We start from the raw sequence: 16030 nt of genomic DNA, 5'->3' as shown, positions 1-16030 counted from the left end.
TGCTCACTGGCTCTTCGGCAGGTATTGGGCTATTTTCTCGGGTGTGACGAGTTCGAAGGGGACGTTGTTTTCGCGAGGCACCTTCTCCTTGTTGACGAGCTTCACGGCAGCGTCGACGGCCGCCGCCCCCTGCCCGACCGCACTCTGGAGAATGGTGACGTCGAGATCCCCGGCCACCATGGCGGCAAGCGCATCGTCGGTAGCATCGACGCCGGCGACGACGACGTCCTTCATCGGGATATTGGCCTTCTTCATGGCGCGGATCGCACCGAGCGCCATCTCGTCATTGTTGGCGATAACAGCATCGAACTTGACGCCGGCCGCCAGCCATTCCTGCATTTGCTGATCGGCATAATCGCGCGACCAATAGGCCGCTTGCTGCTCGACGATCTCAAGGCCTTTGCATTCCGGCGTCGCGATGACATCGGCGATGTCCTGGGTGCGGGTGCGGGCGGCCACATGGAAGACCTCCCCCATCAGCACGACGACACGGCCCTTGCCCTTGAGCAGAGAGCACACTTGCTTTGTCTCCAGCGTACCGGAGTCTTTCTCATCGGAGGCGACAACGACCTGATTGTCCGGCAAGTCCGAGAGATTGGAGGGCGTCGTGTTGATGTAGATCAGGGGAATGCCGGCATCCGCTGCGATCTTGGTCATTTGCGGTCCGAAATCGCCATCAGACAGCATCATGATAATGGCATCGACCTTGTCGGCAACGAACTGCTGAACCTGCTTCTTCTGAAGTTCGTTGTCGCCCTCGGCATTCGCGGTGACGAGCTTGAGGCCTGATATCGTCTTCCCGTGCGAGACGACGCCGTTCAGAAGCATCTCTCTGAATTTATCGAGATTGGTCATCGAAACCCCGATCGTCTGTGCATTGGCAACAGAGACCGATATCGCCAAGGCGATGGATGCAAGCGTGGCCGTTTTCATGAATTCCCCTACGCAATTCGGATGTGAATGCGTTATTTCAAATCTTGGTTAAATTTTACTTTTCGTGAGGAAACGAAAGTTAAGAACGGGGATAGGATATTGTGGCGCGGAAGCGCCTTCTTCGGCGGCGAGCAACCGACCTTGACAGGCTTCGTCTCGAACTTCGCGCGATGCACATAAATCTCTGTTTTTTACTATCTTCCGCCGAAGCCGGAGCTGACGGTGATGCCCCTATAGATCACCCTTTGCAGCACGATGGCCAGGACCACGCCCGGCAGCATAGAGATCGTCGCGCCGGCCATGATATAGTTCCACGCCGTGCCCTGCTGGGTCTGAAACAATGTGAGCCCGAGCGGCAGTGTGGCTTTTTCCACCCCGCTGGTAGCGATCAGCGGCCACAGGAAACTCTTCCACTGGGCGATGAAGGTGAAGAGCGACAAAAGGCCGATTGCCGGCATGGCGAGCGGCACGATGACGGTGACGAGAATGCGCAGGCGCGAGGCACCGTCCATCATCGCGGCCTCGTCGAGATCCTTAGGAATACCGAGGATGAACTGTCGCAGCAGAAACGTGCCAAAGGACGAGAAGGCGACCGGCAGGATCATGCCATGATAGGTGTTGATCCAGCCGAGCTTGCTGACCAGGAGGAAAAGCGGGATCACCAGCATCACCTGCGGGATCATCAGCGTGCTGAGATAGGTAAGCAGCAGCCCCTCACGGCCGGGAAACCGCAGCCGCGCGAAGGCGTAGGCGGACAGGCACGATACCGCAATCACGATCGCCGTGACGCCGCAGGCGACCACCAGGGAATTCAGCAGGAAAGTGCCGAATGGCAGAGCCACCAGGGCCTCGACGAATGTGCCCCAATGATATTCCTCGGGGAAGATGCGAACCGGCACGGCCATTACCTCGGCATTCGAGCGCACCGCGTTCGACACCATCCAGAAGAAGGGGAAGAGGAAAAGCAGCGCGATCAGTGAAAGGCCGGCATAACTGAAGAAGGTGCCGATGCGCCGCAGGAGACGATGCCGACCCGCGGAGACGGAATACGGATGCCGTGAGGTCGGGTCAGTCGTCATAATGCACCCATTTGCGCTGCATGTGGAACTGCAGGATGGTGAGCGCCATGATCATGACGAACATCACCCAGGCGAGAGCGGAGGCATAGCCCATCTGGAAATTGGTGAAGCCCTTCTGGTAGATGGCAAAGCCGAGGGTTGCCGTCGCCGAGCCCGGGCCGCCGCGCGTCATTGCAAAGATTTCGTCGAAGACCTGCAGCGAGGTGATCGCCGTCATCACGGTGGCGAAGAAGACGGTGGGCGAGATCAGCGGCAGACGGATGCGCCAGAAGCGCTGCCAGGCATTGGCGCCGTCGATCGTCGCCGCTTCGAGATAGTGTTTCGGCACCAGATCGAGGGCGGAGTTGAACATCACGACATTATAGCCGACATTGGCCCAGAGCGTGACGATCACGACCGCCTGCATCGCCCAGGTCGGGTTCAGCAGGAAATTCGGCAGGCCGAGGCCGAGCGAACGGATGACGGTGTCGGCCAGTCCATCCGGCGTGAAGATCAGCAGCCACACCACCGAAGCGGCAATCGTCGGCGTGAAGGTCGGCAGAAAGAAGATCACCCGGAAAATCGCCTTGCCGCGCTTCAGGCTGGATATCCAAACCGCCAGCAGCAGCGAGACGATGATGTTCACCGCCAGATATTCGACGGCGAAAAACAGCGTGTTTCTGAGGATGGTGTAGAAGGCCGGATCGACGGTGAAGAGCTTGATATAATTCTGAAGACCGACGAAGGACGGCGTCGAGATTAGCTGCCAGTTTGTGAAGGAGAGCGCCAGCGACGCCAGGATCGGCAGGGCCATGAAGATCATGAAGCCGAGAAAACTCGGCAGCAGGAACAGCATGGCCGTCTGCGTCTCAGGCTTCAGAAAGCGCTGCGGCCGACCAGGCTGCAGGGTCATTTCGGCAACGGCGCTTTCCGACATGTCTTCCTCCATGCGCGGCAATTCCTGCCGCGGCGGGCGCCTGCGCATCCTTTCGGACGCATAGGCTCTATTGCTGCGCGAGGCTCTGGATCGACTCCATCGTCTGCTTGGCGTCGGCGCTGCCGCCGAAGGCCGGCGGGAAATACTGGTTGAACAGATTTTCGACCGCCGCCCAGTTGTCGGTGATCACGTAGGGCACGGAATGCGCCAGAGAATAGTCGATGGCCTCGCCGCCATTGGTGATGTCCTTGGCGGCCACCTTGTACCAGGAGGATTGCGACGCCGCACGCGCCGGCAGCGCACGCCCCTGTTCGGCAAGATACTGCAGGGCCTCGGGACTGGTCAGCACCTGGATCGCCTTCCAGGCCGCATCCTTGTTCTTGCTCGTCGTGGCGATGCCGAAACCGGAGCCCGCCGTGACGGCGGTAAGCTCGCCGTCTCCGCGCGGGAGAGAGGTGGAACCAATTTTGAACTTGACCTTGTCCTTCATGCCGATGATCGACCATGGACCGTCGACATACATGGCGACATTGCCCGAATAGAACCGGCCTTGGATGACCGTGCCGGCATCGGCGCTCGATGGCACCAGCGGCGCCACCTTGTCCTTGGCGGCAAAGCCGATCACCCTCTCGGCCGCGGCAACGGCGCTCGGATTGGTGAGGTCGAGCTCTCCCGCGTCGTTGACATATTTATCGCCCCAGGCAGCCGCCAGGACCGAATAGTTGGTCGGGGTGATACCGAAGCCGTATTTACCGTCCTTGGTCAGCTTCTTGGCGGCATCGGTGAATTCGGCAAGCGTCCAGCCCGGTTTCGGCAGCGGAACGCCGGCGGCTTCGAGCGCGTCCTGGTTATAATAGATGACCCACGGACCGACGTCGTAAGGCAGGCCGTAAAGCTGCTTGTCGACGGACATGCCGCCGATGATCGAGGGGGTGAAAGCGCCGACATCGAATTTGTCGGCGGCGATCCGATCATTCAGGGGCTCAAGCAGCGAATAAAAATTCGGCATGCGCAGCGACTGCATGGAAACGATGTCGGCAAGCTGTCCCGACGCCGCCAGCACCGGCAGCCTCGTCCAGTAATCGACCCAGCCGGTCGTCGTCAGCGTCACCTTGATATCGGGATACTTGGCGGTGACCATCTCGGCCAGGTGCTGCCAGCCCTTGGTGTCGGCATCGGAACCGGTCCACATCTGCCAGGTCAGGTTGACCTGTTCGGCCGATGCGGCTGTGGCAAAAAGACTGCCGCCGATTGTGGCAAGCAAAAGCGCTTTCTTCAGAACCTTCATGGGTTTCTCCTCCCTCCATGACGCAATGAACACGCGGATGCGACCGAGTTCACGCCTTGAGGACGATCTCGATCACCGGGACGGTAACGTCAGGTCGCCGAACCGGCAGTTCGAGCGTGATCATGCCTTCCGGCACCATCACGCCGATATTGGAATCCACTTCCTTCGTCTGGCTGAGCCAACGCACTTCGCTGGCATCGTGCAGGAACTGCGCATAGGCGATCCTGTCGGCGAGGCCCTGGATATGAATGTGGCGGTAGGGCCAGTTGTAGACATGCAGATAGAGGCGATTGCCGCGCTGGGTATAGCGGCATCCGGCCGGCACCGGCAGTTCCGATGGCCCGGCGCCGTAGATGGAGCGGCCGTTGACGGCCATCCAGTTCTGGTAGACCGCAAGCGCATCGACGGCGCGCGCGTCGAAGGTGCCGCGCCCGGTCGGGCCGACATTCATCAGCAGGTTGCCGCCGAGCGCGACGGAATCGATCAGCAGCTGGATGATCTGTTCCGGGCTCTTCCAGCTATCCTCGTCGCGGTGATAGCCCCAGGAGCCGCTGAAGGTGTGGCAGGCTTCCCAGAGCACCCCTTGGCTGGCGATGGCAGGCGCCACGCGCGGCGTATATTGCTCCGGCGTCGTCACATCCGGCAGCTTGCCCGGCGGCAGGTCGAGGCGGTTGTTGACGATGATTTCGGGCTGCAGCTCGCGCACCAGCTCGATCAGCCGCTCGCTTTCCCAATCGGCGCGTCCCTTGCCTGGCAGGCCGTGATATTCGCGGCCGGGATAGCTGAAATCGAACCAGATGATGTCGATGCGGCCGAAACCGGTCAGAAGCTCGCGCACCTGTTCGCGCATATAGGCGGCGTAATTAGCGATGTTGCGGCCGGCGTTCAGCGCCTTGGCGTCGGCATGGTTGCGGAGGGGATGGTGGACGTCGATCGGAAAATCAGGATGGTGCCAATCGAGCAGCGAATAATAAAAGCCGATCTTCAGCCCCTCGGCGCGAAACGCCTCAACCAGCGGCGTCAGCAGATCCCTGCCGCAGGGCGTATTCGTCGCCTTGTAATCGGTAACCTTGCTGTCCCAAAGGCAGAAGCCCTCGTGATGCTTGGTCGTCACCACGACATATTTCATGCCGGCGAGACGCGCCCGGCGGGCCCATTCCTTGGGATCGTAGAGATCGGGATCGAAATTGTCGAAATAGCGCTGGTAATGCTCATCGGTCAGCTCTTCGCGGTTCTTCAACCACTCGTGCCGGGCTCCGAGAGCATAGAGGCCCCAATGGATGAACATGCCAAGGCGATCATGGCTGAACCAGGCGTGCTTGCCCGTCTCTCCCGACGCCGGTTTCTCCAGCTGACGCGCTGCAATCGTCACAGGTTTCTCCTCCCTGTTTCCGGCCCTTCACATCATCGAACCGGTTCGGTACATTGATCATTCACCCCAGCTCCTCGCGTGTCAAGCTGAAATCAGCCAGCTAAAATGTGACTGGATATCTGCCGCTTGGCGCCGCTACCCCGGCAACCTATTGCACTGGCTGATGAAATCTGGCACTATCAAGCCATAGAACCGGTTCGAAAATATGACCACTATACGAGATGTAGCGCGCCTTGCGGGGGTTTCGATCTCGACTGTCTCGCTCGCGCTCAACAGCCCGAAGCGGGTCGGCGTCGAGACGCTCGACCGCATCCAGCAGGCGATAAAATCGACCGGTTACCGCATCGATCCGGTGGCCCAGACGCTGGCGCGCGGGCGCAGTTCGCTGATCGGTTTTGTTTCGGCCAATCTCGGCAACATGTTCTTCGGCGATATCCGCCGGGAGATCGAGCATCAGGCGCTCGATCACGGCTATTTCGTCCTGATCGCCGATTCTTCCGGCCGGGCCGAACTCGAACGGGCCTTGCTGGAGCGGATGGAAGCGCAGAAGATCGCCGGCATCGCGCTGGCAACAAACGGCCACGGCGCGGAATACGCGGCGTTCCTGCGCGATTTCAAGACCCCGATCGTGATGTTCGACCAGAAGGTGGAGGGCGCGGCGCGCGATTTCGTCGGCTCCGACAATCCGCTGACGACGACCATCCTGACGGAGCATCTGCTGCAGCTCGGCCACCGGCGCATCGGCTTCATTTCCGGCCCCTCCGGCCTGCATACCGCCGATGAGCGGCTGAAGGGCTTTATGGATACGATGTCCGCCGCCGGCGTGGATATCGACCCCTCGCTGGTGGTCGAAGGCGGCTACACCAGAACCGGCGGCCATGCGCAGGCGATGCGCCTGCTGACGCGGCGCGACCGCCCGACCGCCATCATCGGCGCCAACAACATGATGGGCCTGGCAGCATTGCAGGTGATGCAGGAAATGGGCTTCCGCTGCCCCGACGACGTATCGCTGGCGATGGTCGACGACGTGCCCTGGAGCAACGTCATCACGCCGCGCATCACCATGGTCGTGCAGGATGCGCAGAAGCTCGGCGAACTCGCGGCCCAGCGCCTGCTGGCAAGGATCGCAAGCCCCGAGGCCGCCGCCGAGCCGCCGCAGGATTTTATCCTGACGCCGAGATTCGTGCGCGGGGAGTCGACCAGGCGGCTCTGAGTCCCCTCCCTCGGGCTCTGCTGACTGGGCAAAGGACGAGGTGGGTGCTCAGGCGCTGATACATGCAAGAAGCAGCGTTGCGGCGTGCTACGAGGCTTGGCCCTTCGGCTGCGCACCTCAGCATGAGGAGCGTCGGATGATGCCGACTAAGGCCAACAAGACGCTCTGCGCCCGGCGACACTCCAGCAAAACAGACAGCGACGATGCCGTTAGTCATTGAAAGATCGGAGGATTTGTCATACATGTGTGATGAATATAGATTCCGCATGCCGCCAATCTTGTCGGCATGCGGATCAAAGCCGGAGCGGGGGTCAAGGCGTGGCTATGCAGGCAAAGGATCGCAGCAGAGGCTCGGGGTCGCTGGTCTCGCAGGTCGGCGAAAGCCTCCGGCAAGCAATCCTCAGCGGCCAGTATGCCGCCGGCGACAAGCTTCCGAGCGAGCATGAACTCACCGAGACGCACAGCGTCAGCCGCACCGTAGTGCGCGAGGCTGTCGCTGCGCTTCGTTCCGATGGACTGGTCGAAGTGCGCCAGGGCGCGGGCATTTTCGTGATCGGCGCCGATCCGTCACTGTCAGGCCGAAAGGTCGACAAGGCCCGCGTCGCCTCCGATCTGGAGGTGCTCGAAATCCGGACGCCTGTCGAAATCGAGGCGGCGGGACTTGCCGCCTTGCGCCGCTCGCCGGCACAAGAGGAGGCGATCTTCGAATGCCACCGGAAAATCCTCCAGCGCATCGAGACCGATCAATCCATCCGCGAGGCGGATCTCGACCTCCATGTCGCGATCGCCGAGGCGACGAACAACCCGCTGTTCAAACACTTCCTGGAATCGCAGGGAACCGTGATCATCCCGCAGTCGCGGCTCGTTCCGGAAACGAGAACCGCCGAGCAGACCGCTTACCGAAAGCTGATCCACAGGGAACACGAAGCGATCGTCATGGCCATCTCCGACAGGGATGATCAGGCCGCGCGCAACGCAATGCGCGAGCATCTGGTCGGCAGCCAAGCCAGATACCGCAACCTGCTGAAGGATCTGCGAAGCTTTACGAGCTGAGGCCTGCCAGAAGCACTGCCAGCACTCAAGGTTTTCCGAAATCACCAGCCAACCCGCCATCCGAACGTGGCGTCGGGAACGAACCTGCTGGCCGGTTTGCGCAGCCGCCTTTATTGTGATCGCCTCTGCACCGGCGCGCATCAGCGGGATGCATGGACGGACTGGCTACCCCGTCAGCGGCTGAAAGCTAATTGAAAGCTTCGAGGTCATAGGAAAGGGCAGCATCGTGGAGGAGACACGGTCTAAGTGGCGAGACGACGATGCGGTCACACCACCAGGAGGAGATATCAATGCGTTCTTCACGCAGCCTTTTTCACACCGTCGCTTTTTCCACGCTGCTGACCGCGGCATCCTTTGCTTCAACAGCTGCCCATGCGGCCGACAAGATCACCATCATGGTCGGCGGCTATGAGAAGCAGATCTATCTGCCCGCCAAGCTCGCCGAATCTCTCGGTTACTTCAAGGACGAGGGCCTCGACGTCGAGCTCCTGAACGAAGCTGCCGGCGTCGACGCCGAAAACCAGCTGCTGGCAGGCGCCGTCCAGGGGGTCGTCGGCTTCTACGATCACTGCGTAGACCTGCAGGCTAAGGGCAAATTCGTCGAATCCCTCGTCCAGTTCAGCCAGGCGCCGGGTGAGGTCGAGATGGTCTCGAGCAAGCATCCTGAGATCAAATCGCCGGCCGATTTCAAGGGCAAGACCCTCGGCGTTACCGGCCTCGGCTCGTCCACCAACTTCCTGACGCTCTTCATGGCCTCGAAGGCCGGACTGCAGCCGGGTGACGTCGTCACCGTTCCTGTGGGTGCCGGCGGCACGTTCATCGCCGCCATGCAGCAGGACCAGATCCAGGCCGGCATGACGACGGAGCCGACGATCTCGCGCCTCATCAAAACCGGCGAAGCCAGTGTTCTCGTCGACATGCGGACGGTCGAATCGACCCGAAAGGCGCTCGGCGGCACCTATCCGGCCGCCTCGCTCTACATGGAAACCGCCTGGGTCGACGCGCACAAAGACGAGGCGCAGAAGCTCGCCAACGCCTTCGTCAAAACCCTGCGCTACATCAACACGCATTCCGCAGCCGAGATCGCGGATAAGATGCCGAAGGATTTCTACGTCGGCGACAAGGACGGCTACATCAAGGCTTTGAACGACGGCAAGGGCATGTTCACGCCGGATGGCGTCATGCCCGAAGACGGTCCGAAGACCGTGCTTGCTGTGCTCTCGGAATTCTCCAAGAACGTCAAGGGCAAGCAGATCGACCTCTCCAAGACCTACACGACGGAATTCGTCAAGAACGTCAAGTAAGTCAGTCGCGCCGCTCCCGGCTCCCAAGCGGGAGCGGCCTCCGTTCGATCATGGGCTTTGCGTGCGCGCCCTCAAGCACGCCTCGGGTATTACCATGCAACAGGACAACAAACAGATCCCCGCGATCGAGCTGATCAATGTCAGCCGGCGCTTCGTCTCGCCGACCGGAAAATCACTGACCGCGCTGCGCGATTTCAACATGACGGTCGCCCGCGGTGAGTTCGTCGCCGTCGTCGGCCCCACCGGCTGCGGCAAATCGACGACGCTCAATCTCGTAACGGGCCTGGCACGCCCCTCCGCCGGCGAAGTCCGCCTGATGGGCGGGCCGATCACCGGCATCGATCCGCGGGTCGGCTTCGCCTTCCAGACCGACGCGTTGTTCCCCTGGAAGAACGTCATCGACAACGTCATGGCCGGGCCGCTGTTCCGCGGCAAGTCTCGCACCGAGGCAGAAAAGATGGCTCGCGGCTGGCTGGCGCGCGTCGGCCTGTCGAAGTTTCTCCACCACTATCCCCATCAGCTGTCGGGAGGCATGCGCAAGCGCGTCTCGCTGGCGCAGACCTTCATCAACGAACCGGAAATCCTGCTGATGGACGAGCCCTTCTCGGCGCTCGACGTGCAGACCCGCACCGTCATGCACGAGGAGCTCCTCAAGCTCTGGGCGGAGCGAAAGGCTTCTGTGGTCTTCGTAACCCATGATCTCGAAGAGGCCGTGGCGCTCGCCGACAAGGTTTATGTGCTCACAGCCGGCCCCGCCACGGTTAAGTCGGTCTACACGATCGATCTTCCCCGCCCGCGCGTCGTGTCGGAGATCCGCTACGAGCAGAACTTCATCGATTATTGCAAGACGATCTGGGAGGACCTCCGCGAAGAGGTCGAGACCAGCTACCGCCGCGCAAGCGAAGCGGCTTGAGAGGAGGATATCATGGCACATACCACTTTCGAGGCCGGTTCCGCCGCGCTGTTTCGCCCGGGCACATCAGATGCCGAGATCGAAGCCTCCGCGCTGAAGGCAATACGCCGGCGCAATACGCTCGTGCGTTTCTGGCAGATCGCCATCCTGGTCTTCGTGATCGGCATGTGGGAGCTCTCCTCCAACATGCAGTGGATCGATCCGTTCTTCTACTCAAGCCCGAGCGGCGTTCTTCAGCGTCTCTACGAATGGGCAACCGAGGGCACCACCGAAGGGTCGCTCTGGTATAATCTCTGGGTGACGATGGAGGAGGCGCTGATCGGCTTCTTCGCCGGCTCGATCACCGGCGTCTTCGTCGGCATCGGCCTCGGCCGCAACCGCTTCCTGTCGGACATCTTCTCCGTTTACATCAAGGCGATCAACTCGATCCCCCGCGTGGTGCTTGCCCCGATCTTCATCATGATCATGGGTCTCGGCCTGCCCTCCAAGGTCGCGCTTGCCTTCATCATGGTATTCTTCGTCGTCTTCGCCAACGCCTTTCAGGGTGTACGCGAGGCCGACCGCAACATGATCGCCAATGCCCGCATTCTCGGCGCCTCGGACTGGCAGGTGACCCGCACGGTGGTCATTCCCTCGGCGATGAGCTGGATCTTCGCCAGCCTGCACGTCTCCTTCGGCTTTGCGATCATCGGCGCGATCGTCGGCGAATTCGTCGGCGCGCGCTTCGGCATCGGTCAGCTTATCTCGATCGCCAAGGGCACGTTCGACGCGGCCGGCATGTTCGCGGCGATCCTGCTCGTCATGGTCGTCACGCTCGTTGCCGAATTCATCATGACGGTGATCGAGAACCGCCTGGCGAAATGGCGCCCGCAGCAGCACATGGATACGCAGTAATACGATCGACCTCCTCCCAAGGCAGATCGAAGAGAAGGCCGGGCATCATGCCCGGCCTTCTGCATTTGATGCGCTTCAGGTTCACGTGAGCGGAAGCCGCACGGTCACGACGAGGCCGCCGCCTTCAGCTTCGCCGAGCGAGACTGAACCGCCAGCGCCTTCGACGACTTCCCGGACGATCGCCAGCCCCAAGCCGCTGCCTTCCGCTTCGGTCCCCATGATCCGGTAAAATCGTTCGAAAACCTGTTCGCGCTCCCCGCTCGGAATACCTGGCCCGTTGTCTTCGACGGTTACGATGGCATGCCTATCGGCCTGCCCCACCGCAACAGTCACCCGTCCATTCGCCCGAGTATAGCGGATCGCGTTGTCGACGAGGTTGACCAGCATCTCCCGCAACATCGTCCCGTCGCCTTCGACGATGACGGGGCCGTCCGCTTCCAGACCGACGTCGATGTTGCGCCTCAACGCCTCTTCGGCATGCGCTTCCAAGATCTCGCGGGCGGCCTTGCTGAGGTCGGCCGCATCGCTGCGCGGGCGCCGGCTTCCGGGCTCGGCCCGTGACAAGGTCAGGAGCTGGCTGGCGAGGCGCGATATCTGCCGCGTGCTGGTGCGAAGGGCAAAAAGCGCCTCGTCGCGGCGGGCCGCATCGGCTTCGCGGGCCGCCACGCTTGCCTGGGTCGAAATCAGCGCCAGGGGCGTTCTCAGTTGATGGGCGGCATTCGATACGAACCGCCGCTGCGCGGCCATCTGGCTTTGGACACGCTCCATATAGTCGTTGAGCGCATGAACGAGCGGCTGCAGTTCGCTCTGCACCATCTCGGGCGGCAGCGGATCGAGACGGTTGCGGCCGCGCTGGCGCACGGCGTCCCGCAGTCGGAGAGCCGGGGCGAGGCCGCGTTGGAGCCCGAGGATGGTCACCAGGCTTGCAACGAAGACGAGCACGAACTGCTTGGAGAAGTCCGAAAGCCACAGCTGCCTTCGCATCGCGTACTGGCTGTTATGGGTCACGGCGACAGTGACCGAGATGGTGCCGTCATCAGGAAGACCGACGACGGGATGGTCGAGCATCATGACGCGCACATTGGCGCCATGGAATGCGCGATCCTCACCTACCCGTTGGACAGTCGGCAACGGCAAATCGGGAAAGCCGCTCACCAGACTGCCCCAGGCGGTGATCACCTGATAGGAGACCCGGTCACCGAAACCCGTATCGAACATCTCGAGCGCTGCCGGCGGCACGTCCACCTGAACATTGCCGCCCTCGTCGACGCGGACGGCCTCGGCGATGACGCGGGCCGAGGCCAGAAGCGTTCGATCCGTCACCAGCTTCGCCGTCGCATCCGCCGTCCAGAAGCTGTCGTAAAGATTGAAGCCGATCGCGCCGAGAAGGGTCAGCAGTACCCAGCAGAGCAACTGTACTCTCAGGCTCCGGCTGAGCCGCGCAATCGTCGCGCCGGCCTTTATGACGATGCTATTCGACATGTCTGAGGAGATAACCGAGCCCGCGCAGCGTCGCGATTTGAACCGAGCTGCTTTCGAGCTTCTTTCTGAGCCGGTGGACGTAGATTTCGATGGCGCTCGGATCCGCCTCGTCGTCGAAACCGAACACGCTTTCGGAAAGAGCGGCTTTCGACACCGTGTTGCCCAGCTTCATGACGAGCTGTTCAAGAACGGCATATTCTCGCGGCGTCAGCTGCAGCAGCTCGTCCGCGACGAAAAACTGCCGCGTTCCGCCGGAAAAACGCAGGTTGCCGACGGTGATCTCGGACGATGCGCGATCCTGTCCGCGGCGCACCACCGCGCGGATTCTCGCTTCGAGCTCGGCAATTTCGAAGGGCTTGGCGAGATAGTCGTCGGCGCCACTGTCGAGCCCCGCCACACGGCCGTCCAAGCTTGCATTCGCGGTCAGGATGATCACCGGAAGCTTGTTTCCCGACTGCCTTAGCCGCTTCAAAAGCGTCAATCCGTCAAGCTTGGGCAGCGCAAGGTCGAGGATCATCGCCGAATACTCGGCCACCTTGAGCATATGCTCGGCATCCTCGCCGTCATGGGCGATATCGATAGCATATTGCGCCTGCCGCAGGGCTTTGCCCAGCCAGGCCGCCAGATCCTTGTTGTCCTCCACCACAAGCAGTCTCATCCATCCCCCTTAGCACGGGCAGACGGTCTGGCGGAAGCGCGACACGGGTGGTTCTAGGCGTGCTCGGCCTCGCCCTCGACGGCAACGGCTGCGAAGTTCCGGTCTCCGGCCATCGGCACCTCCGTTCCCCAGATTTCGATCTGCGTCAGCGCCGGAAAGGGCGAGCCGTCCTCCGCCTTGATCAGGCCGTGCAGCTCCACCCATTCGACGATGCAGGGTTCTATGGAAAAGCCTTGCGCAGCACCGGACTTCACCAGCGGAAAGGAGCAGCTCCCGCCGTTCGAGAAGGTGACGCTGGCTTTCTCCCACCAGGAATCATGCGGGAAGTCCGCCCGGAGGTAGAAGACAATCTCATCGATGCGGACGGGCCGGCCGAATTCCACCGTCAGCGCGGCTTCAGGATCTCGATTGATGCCCCAGCTGGTATAGGGCCAAAAGCCATGATCGTCGTTGGCCTTTTCGCCATCGATGGCGTTGCGCGCGGCAAAGACGGCCTCACCCCGGGTTTCGACATTCGCGCGCGCATGCGGAAACAGCGTCCGATTGGCGTGATCGTCCCAGGGGTTCAGGGCGAGATTACGCCGCTGGGCAATCTCGTCGGGCCGCGCGCTTCGGACCGAAAGCCGATGAATATCGCCCCTGAAGGCGTTCGGCGAATAGGGTTTACGCTTGTCGCCGAACGGCACGGCGAGGCAATAATCGCATCCCTTCATATAGACCGGGCCGGGTTGATTCGCGCTGTCCAGCGCCAGAAAGATATGTCCGGGTTCGGACGCCTCCACGACTACGCAGTCGCCCTCGCGATAGCTCTGCCGATAGACCAGAAACGTCTCGCCCTGCCCCGTGGCGCTTGCCAGCACGAAGCCATCGGCATCCATGATCTTCAGCGTCAATTCCATGCTCGCCCTCCTCAGGCTAGACGATCCGCAATCTCAGAAGCTTGCCGGCAAACGGCAGGCGCAGCCGGTAGAGCTTCTCGGGCCAGGCCGCTTTCAGCCTGATGTCATCAACGTCGATCTCGTCGATCTCGATCGACCCGGCGCCATCGACGGAAATGCTGCCGAGATCGGCGAGATTGATCCGGCCGGGGGCAACGGTCGGCGCCACACATGTCATCAGCGACAGGACGGCCGGCTTGCCGCCGTCATAGGTATCGACGATCTCGACATGGCGACCCCGTTTCAGGGAGACCGTGCGCCGATAGCTGCGCACATTCGCTTCCGGGGGATAGGCGCCTGATATATCGAGAGAGATGCGCGCCTCGCTGTCGCCGAAATCGAAATCGACATCGCCGGCGCCGAAGGCTTCGCCGGCGGACTGCATGACGCCTTCGAAGGTCGGCAGATTGTGATAGGCCGATTGCATCGTCCATATTTCGTAACGCCGCGGCGAAAAGGTTTTTGCCGTGTAGGTCTCGACGCCGACGTCGATCAGGAAGGGTCGGCCGTTCTTGTAGAGCGTGAGGCTGCCGACATCGTTGTGATTGTGGCCTTCGCCGTTGTTGCCGGCCTTGACCGCGAGCGAAAATTGCCCGTCGCGGGCGATGAACAGGCCGATGCCGGGATAAAAGATATCCCGGCCGGATGCCGGCTGCGGTTCGGCGGCGGGGATCGTATGACCGACCAGCAGCTCCTGAACGCGGTACCAGAGGTTCCATTCGCCGGGCAGGTGCGGGGTCTCGGCTGCCGCCCGGTCGGCTGCGGCGAACGTCGCCAGCATCTCCGAACCAACAGACTTGCCGAACAGGTATTCCCGTAGGCTGCAAGGCTCGACCACCGCGGAGGAATCCGCGAAGTTGAAATAATGGCGGCCGGCAACATGCATGTTGGCGATGTATTCGGCCATATTGCGGATCTTCGGCTGCTGCCAGATCCCGTCGAACAGGCCGGGCGCCACGCTATCGAGCACGGTCAGCGCGCCGTTCAGGCAGAGTGCGGCATGGCGATAATAGACGACGCCCTCTTCGCAGGCCCCGTCCTCGGCATAATCCTTAAGGAATGCATCGAGACTGCCGAGCGCTTTTTCGACCACGGCGCGGCGTGTAGGCTTGTCGGTCTTGAGCGAGAAGGTGGTTAAAAGAACATTCTGGGTAATCCAGGCCGTCCAATTGTTCATCCGCTCCTCGCCGCTGCCCATCCACCAGAAATGCCGGCCGAGATAGGGTGTCAGGATGCGGGTCTCGATCTCGCGTTCCACACGCGCCGCAATCTCCGCGCTGATGCCGTCGAGCGCATCGCCGAGCAGGGCGACGATCGTCGCCAGAAGGGCTGCCGTTTCGGCCGCGAAGAGATCGACAACCGGCTGCGAAGTGTCGGGAAGCGGCAAACGCGGGCCGCCGCGCCCATAGGCATTATGCGCCGGAAGCTGCCAGCCGCTCTCCTCGGCAATCAGGAAGATGCCGTCGACGATCTTCGGCAGGAACCGCCCCCCCGCTTCCAAGAGTTCGGCTAGCACAAGATCATTGAGCATCCGCCGACGGGTGAAATAAAGCGCCTCGAAGTGCGAGCGGTTGCCGGTCTGCGTGTACTCCCGGTAATCGGAGGCAGTGATGAGAGGCCAGGCGCGCGCAAATGTGGCTTCGGCATCGCGCACGACCACATCCCGCGCAGTCTGCGGCACCGCGTTCCATCTCTCACGGTCGGAGTAGGTAGATCCCGGCGTGAAATCGCCGAGGACGTCCGGCAGCTTCTCTGAAATCTCGCTGAACATGTCCCTCCCCGCATTGGAAAAGCCTCGATGGCGGCATCGGCCTGATGCTCACCTATCATATGTTTTTGGCGCTCGCCATAAAATTTGTATGATCTATTCAGAACTTGTTTGACCAATACCGGAGATGTGCTATGTCCTTGGCAGGAGGAAGAACAGGCGGCGCCCGCGCGCCCAAACGGCTCTGGATTGAAGTTGGAGAATCCTGGAAGCCGCCAG

General features: G+C 61.5%; 14 protein-coding genes. 5 read left to right on the top strand and 9 right to left on the bottom strand.

The features are described from left to right. Nucleotides 1–3: 3 nt before the first annotated feature. The 5 genes from OS035_RS03745 to OS035_RS03725 all read right to left on the bottom strand — a co-directional run bounded on the left by OS035_RS03745 (nt 4) and on the right by OS035_RS03725 (nt 5588). Nucleotides 4–933, bottom strand: a complete 930-nt coding sequence (locus OS035_RS03745) for a substrate-binding domain-containing protein (protein ID WP_097628094.1) — start codon at nt 931–933, stop codon at nt 4–6. Between the two features lie 194 nt (nt 934–1127). Continuing rightward, on the bottom strand, nt 1128–2012 hold the full coding sequence (locus OS035_RS03740; protein WP_097628095.1) for a carbohydrate ABC transporter permease: 885 nt from the start codon (nt 2010–2012) through the stop codon (nt 1128–1130). Then, entirely contained in the window at nt 2002–2928 is a 927-nt protein-coding gene (locus OS035_RS03735) for a carbohydrate ABC transporter permease (protein ID WP_442967650.1), read from the bottom strand. Before OS035_RS03735 ends, OS035_RS03740 begins: the two co-directional genes overlap by 11 nt. A gap of 67 nt (nt 2929–2995) precedes the next feature. Next, entirely contained in the window at nt 2996–4216 is a 1221-nt protein-coding gene (locus tag OS035_RS03730; protein WP_331813387.1) for an ABC transporter substrate-binding protein, read from the bottom strand. Nucleotides 4217–4265: 49 nt separating this feature from the next. Then, nucleotides 4266–5588 (bottom strand): alpha-L-fucosidase, encoded by a 1323-nt coding sequence (locus OS035_RS03725; protein WP_331813386.1) that lies wholly within the window; start codon nt 5586–5588, stop codon nt 4266–4268. A gap of 205 nt (nt 5589–5793) precedes the next feature. Between OS035_RS03725 and OS035_RS03720 the strand changes: the two genes are divergently transcribed. The 5 genes from OS035_RS03720 to OS035_RS03700 all read left to right on the top strand — a co-directional run bounded on the left by OS035_RS03720 (nt 5794) and on the right by OS035_RS03700 (nt 10965). Next, nucleotides 5794–6801 carry a LacI family DNA-binding transcriptional regulator gene (locus OS035_RS03720; RefSeq protein ID WP_131710486.1) on the top strand — a complete coding sequence of 336 codons (1008 nt, stop codon included), beginning with the start codon at nt 5794–5796 and terminating at the stop codon, nt 6799–6801. 324 nt (nt 6802–7125) lie between these two features. Then, nucleotides 7126–7854, top strand: coding sequence for a FadR/GntR family transcriptional regulator (locus OS035_RS03715; protein WP_097628100.1), 729 nt, complete (start codon nt 7126–7128; stop codon nt 7852–7854). 290 nt (nt 7855–8144) lie between these two features. Continuing rightward, nucleotides 8145–9158 (top strand): ABC transporter substrate-binding protein, encoded by a 1014-nt coding sequence (locus OS035_RS03710; RefSeq protein ID WP_097628101.1) that lies wholly within the window; start codon nt 8145–8147, stop codon nt 9156–9158. A gap of 94 nt (nt 9159–9252) precedes the next feature. Continuing rightward, nucleotides 9253–10071 carry an ABC transporter ATP-binding protein gene (locus OS035_RS03705; RefSeq protein WP_097628102.1) on the top strand — a complete coding sequence of 273 codons (819 nt, stop codon included), beginning with the start codon at nt 9253–9255 and terminating at the stop codon, nt 10069–10071. Nucleotides 10072–10083: 12 nt separating this feature from the next. Beyond that, entirely contained in the window at nt 10084–10965 is an 882-nt protein-coding gene (locus OS035_RS03700) for an ABC transporter permease (RefSeq protein ID WP_097628103.1), read from the top strand. A gap of 81 nt (nt 10966–11046) precedes the next feature. Here OS035_RS03700 and OS035_RS03695 read toward each other — a convergent pair whose 3' ends face one another. The 4 genes from OS035_RS03695 to OS035_RS03680 are packed head-to-tail and all read right to left on the bottom strand — an operon-like array spanning nt 11047 to nt 15814. Continuing rightward, nucleotides 11047–12447: a sensor histidine kinase gene (locus tag OS035_RS03695; RefSeq protein WP_097628104.1), complete on the bottom strand. Its 1401-nt coding sequence runs from the start codon at nt 12445–12447 to the stop codon at nt 11047–11049. Beyond that, nucleotides 12437–13105 carry a response regulator gene (locus OS035_RS03690; RefSeq protein ID WP_097628105.1) on the bottom strand — a complete coding sequence of 223 codons (669 nt, stop codon included), beginning with the start codon at nt 13103–13105 and terminating at the stop codon, nt 12437–12439. The genes OS035_RS03695 and OS035_RS03690 overlap by 11 nt, the downstream gene beginning before the upstream one ends. Nucleotides 13106–13158: 53 nt before the next feature. Next, entirely contained in the window at nt 13159–14004 is an 846-nt protein-coding gene (locus OS035_RS03685; protein ID WP_183779659.1) for a carbohydrate-binding protein, read from the bottom strand. 16 nt (nt 14005–14020) lie between these two features. Further along, nucleotides 14021–15814 (bottom strand): heparinase II/III domain-containing protein, encoded by a 1794-nt coding sequence (locus tag OS035_RS03680; protein WP_097628107.1) that lies wholly within the window; start codon nt 15812–15814, stop codon nt 14021–14023. Between the last annotated feature and the right edge of the window lie 216 nt (nt 15815–16030).

The organism is Rhizobium sp. 268, assembly GCF_036571585.1.
In the GTDB taxonomy this organism is placed as follows: Bacteria; Pseudomonadota; Alphaproteobacteria; order Rhizobiales; family Rhizobiaceae; genus Rhizobium; species Rhizobium redzepovicii.
This window is presented reverse-complemented; position numbering and strand designations above follow the sequence as displayed.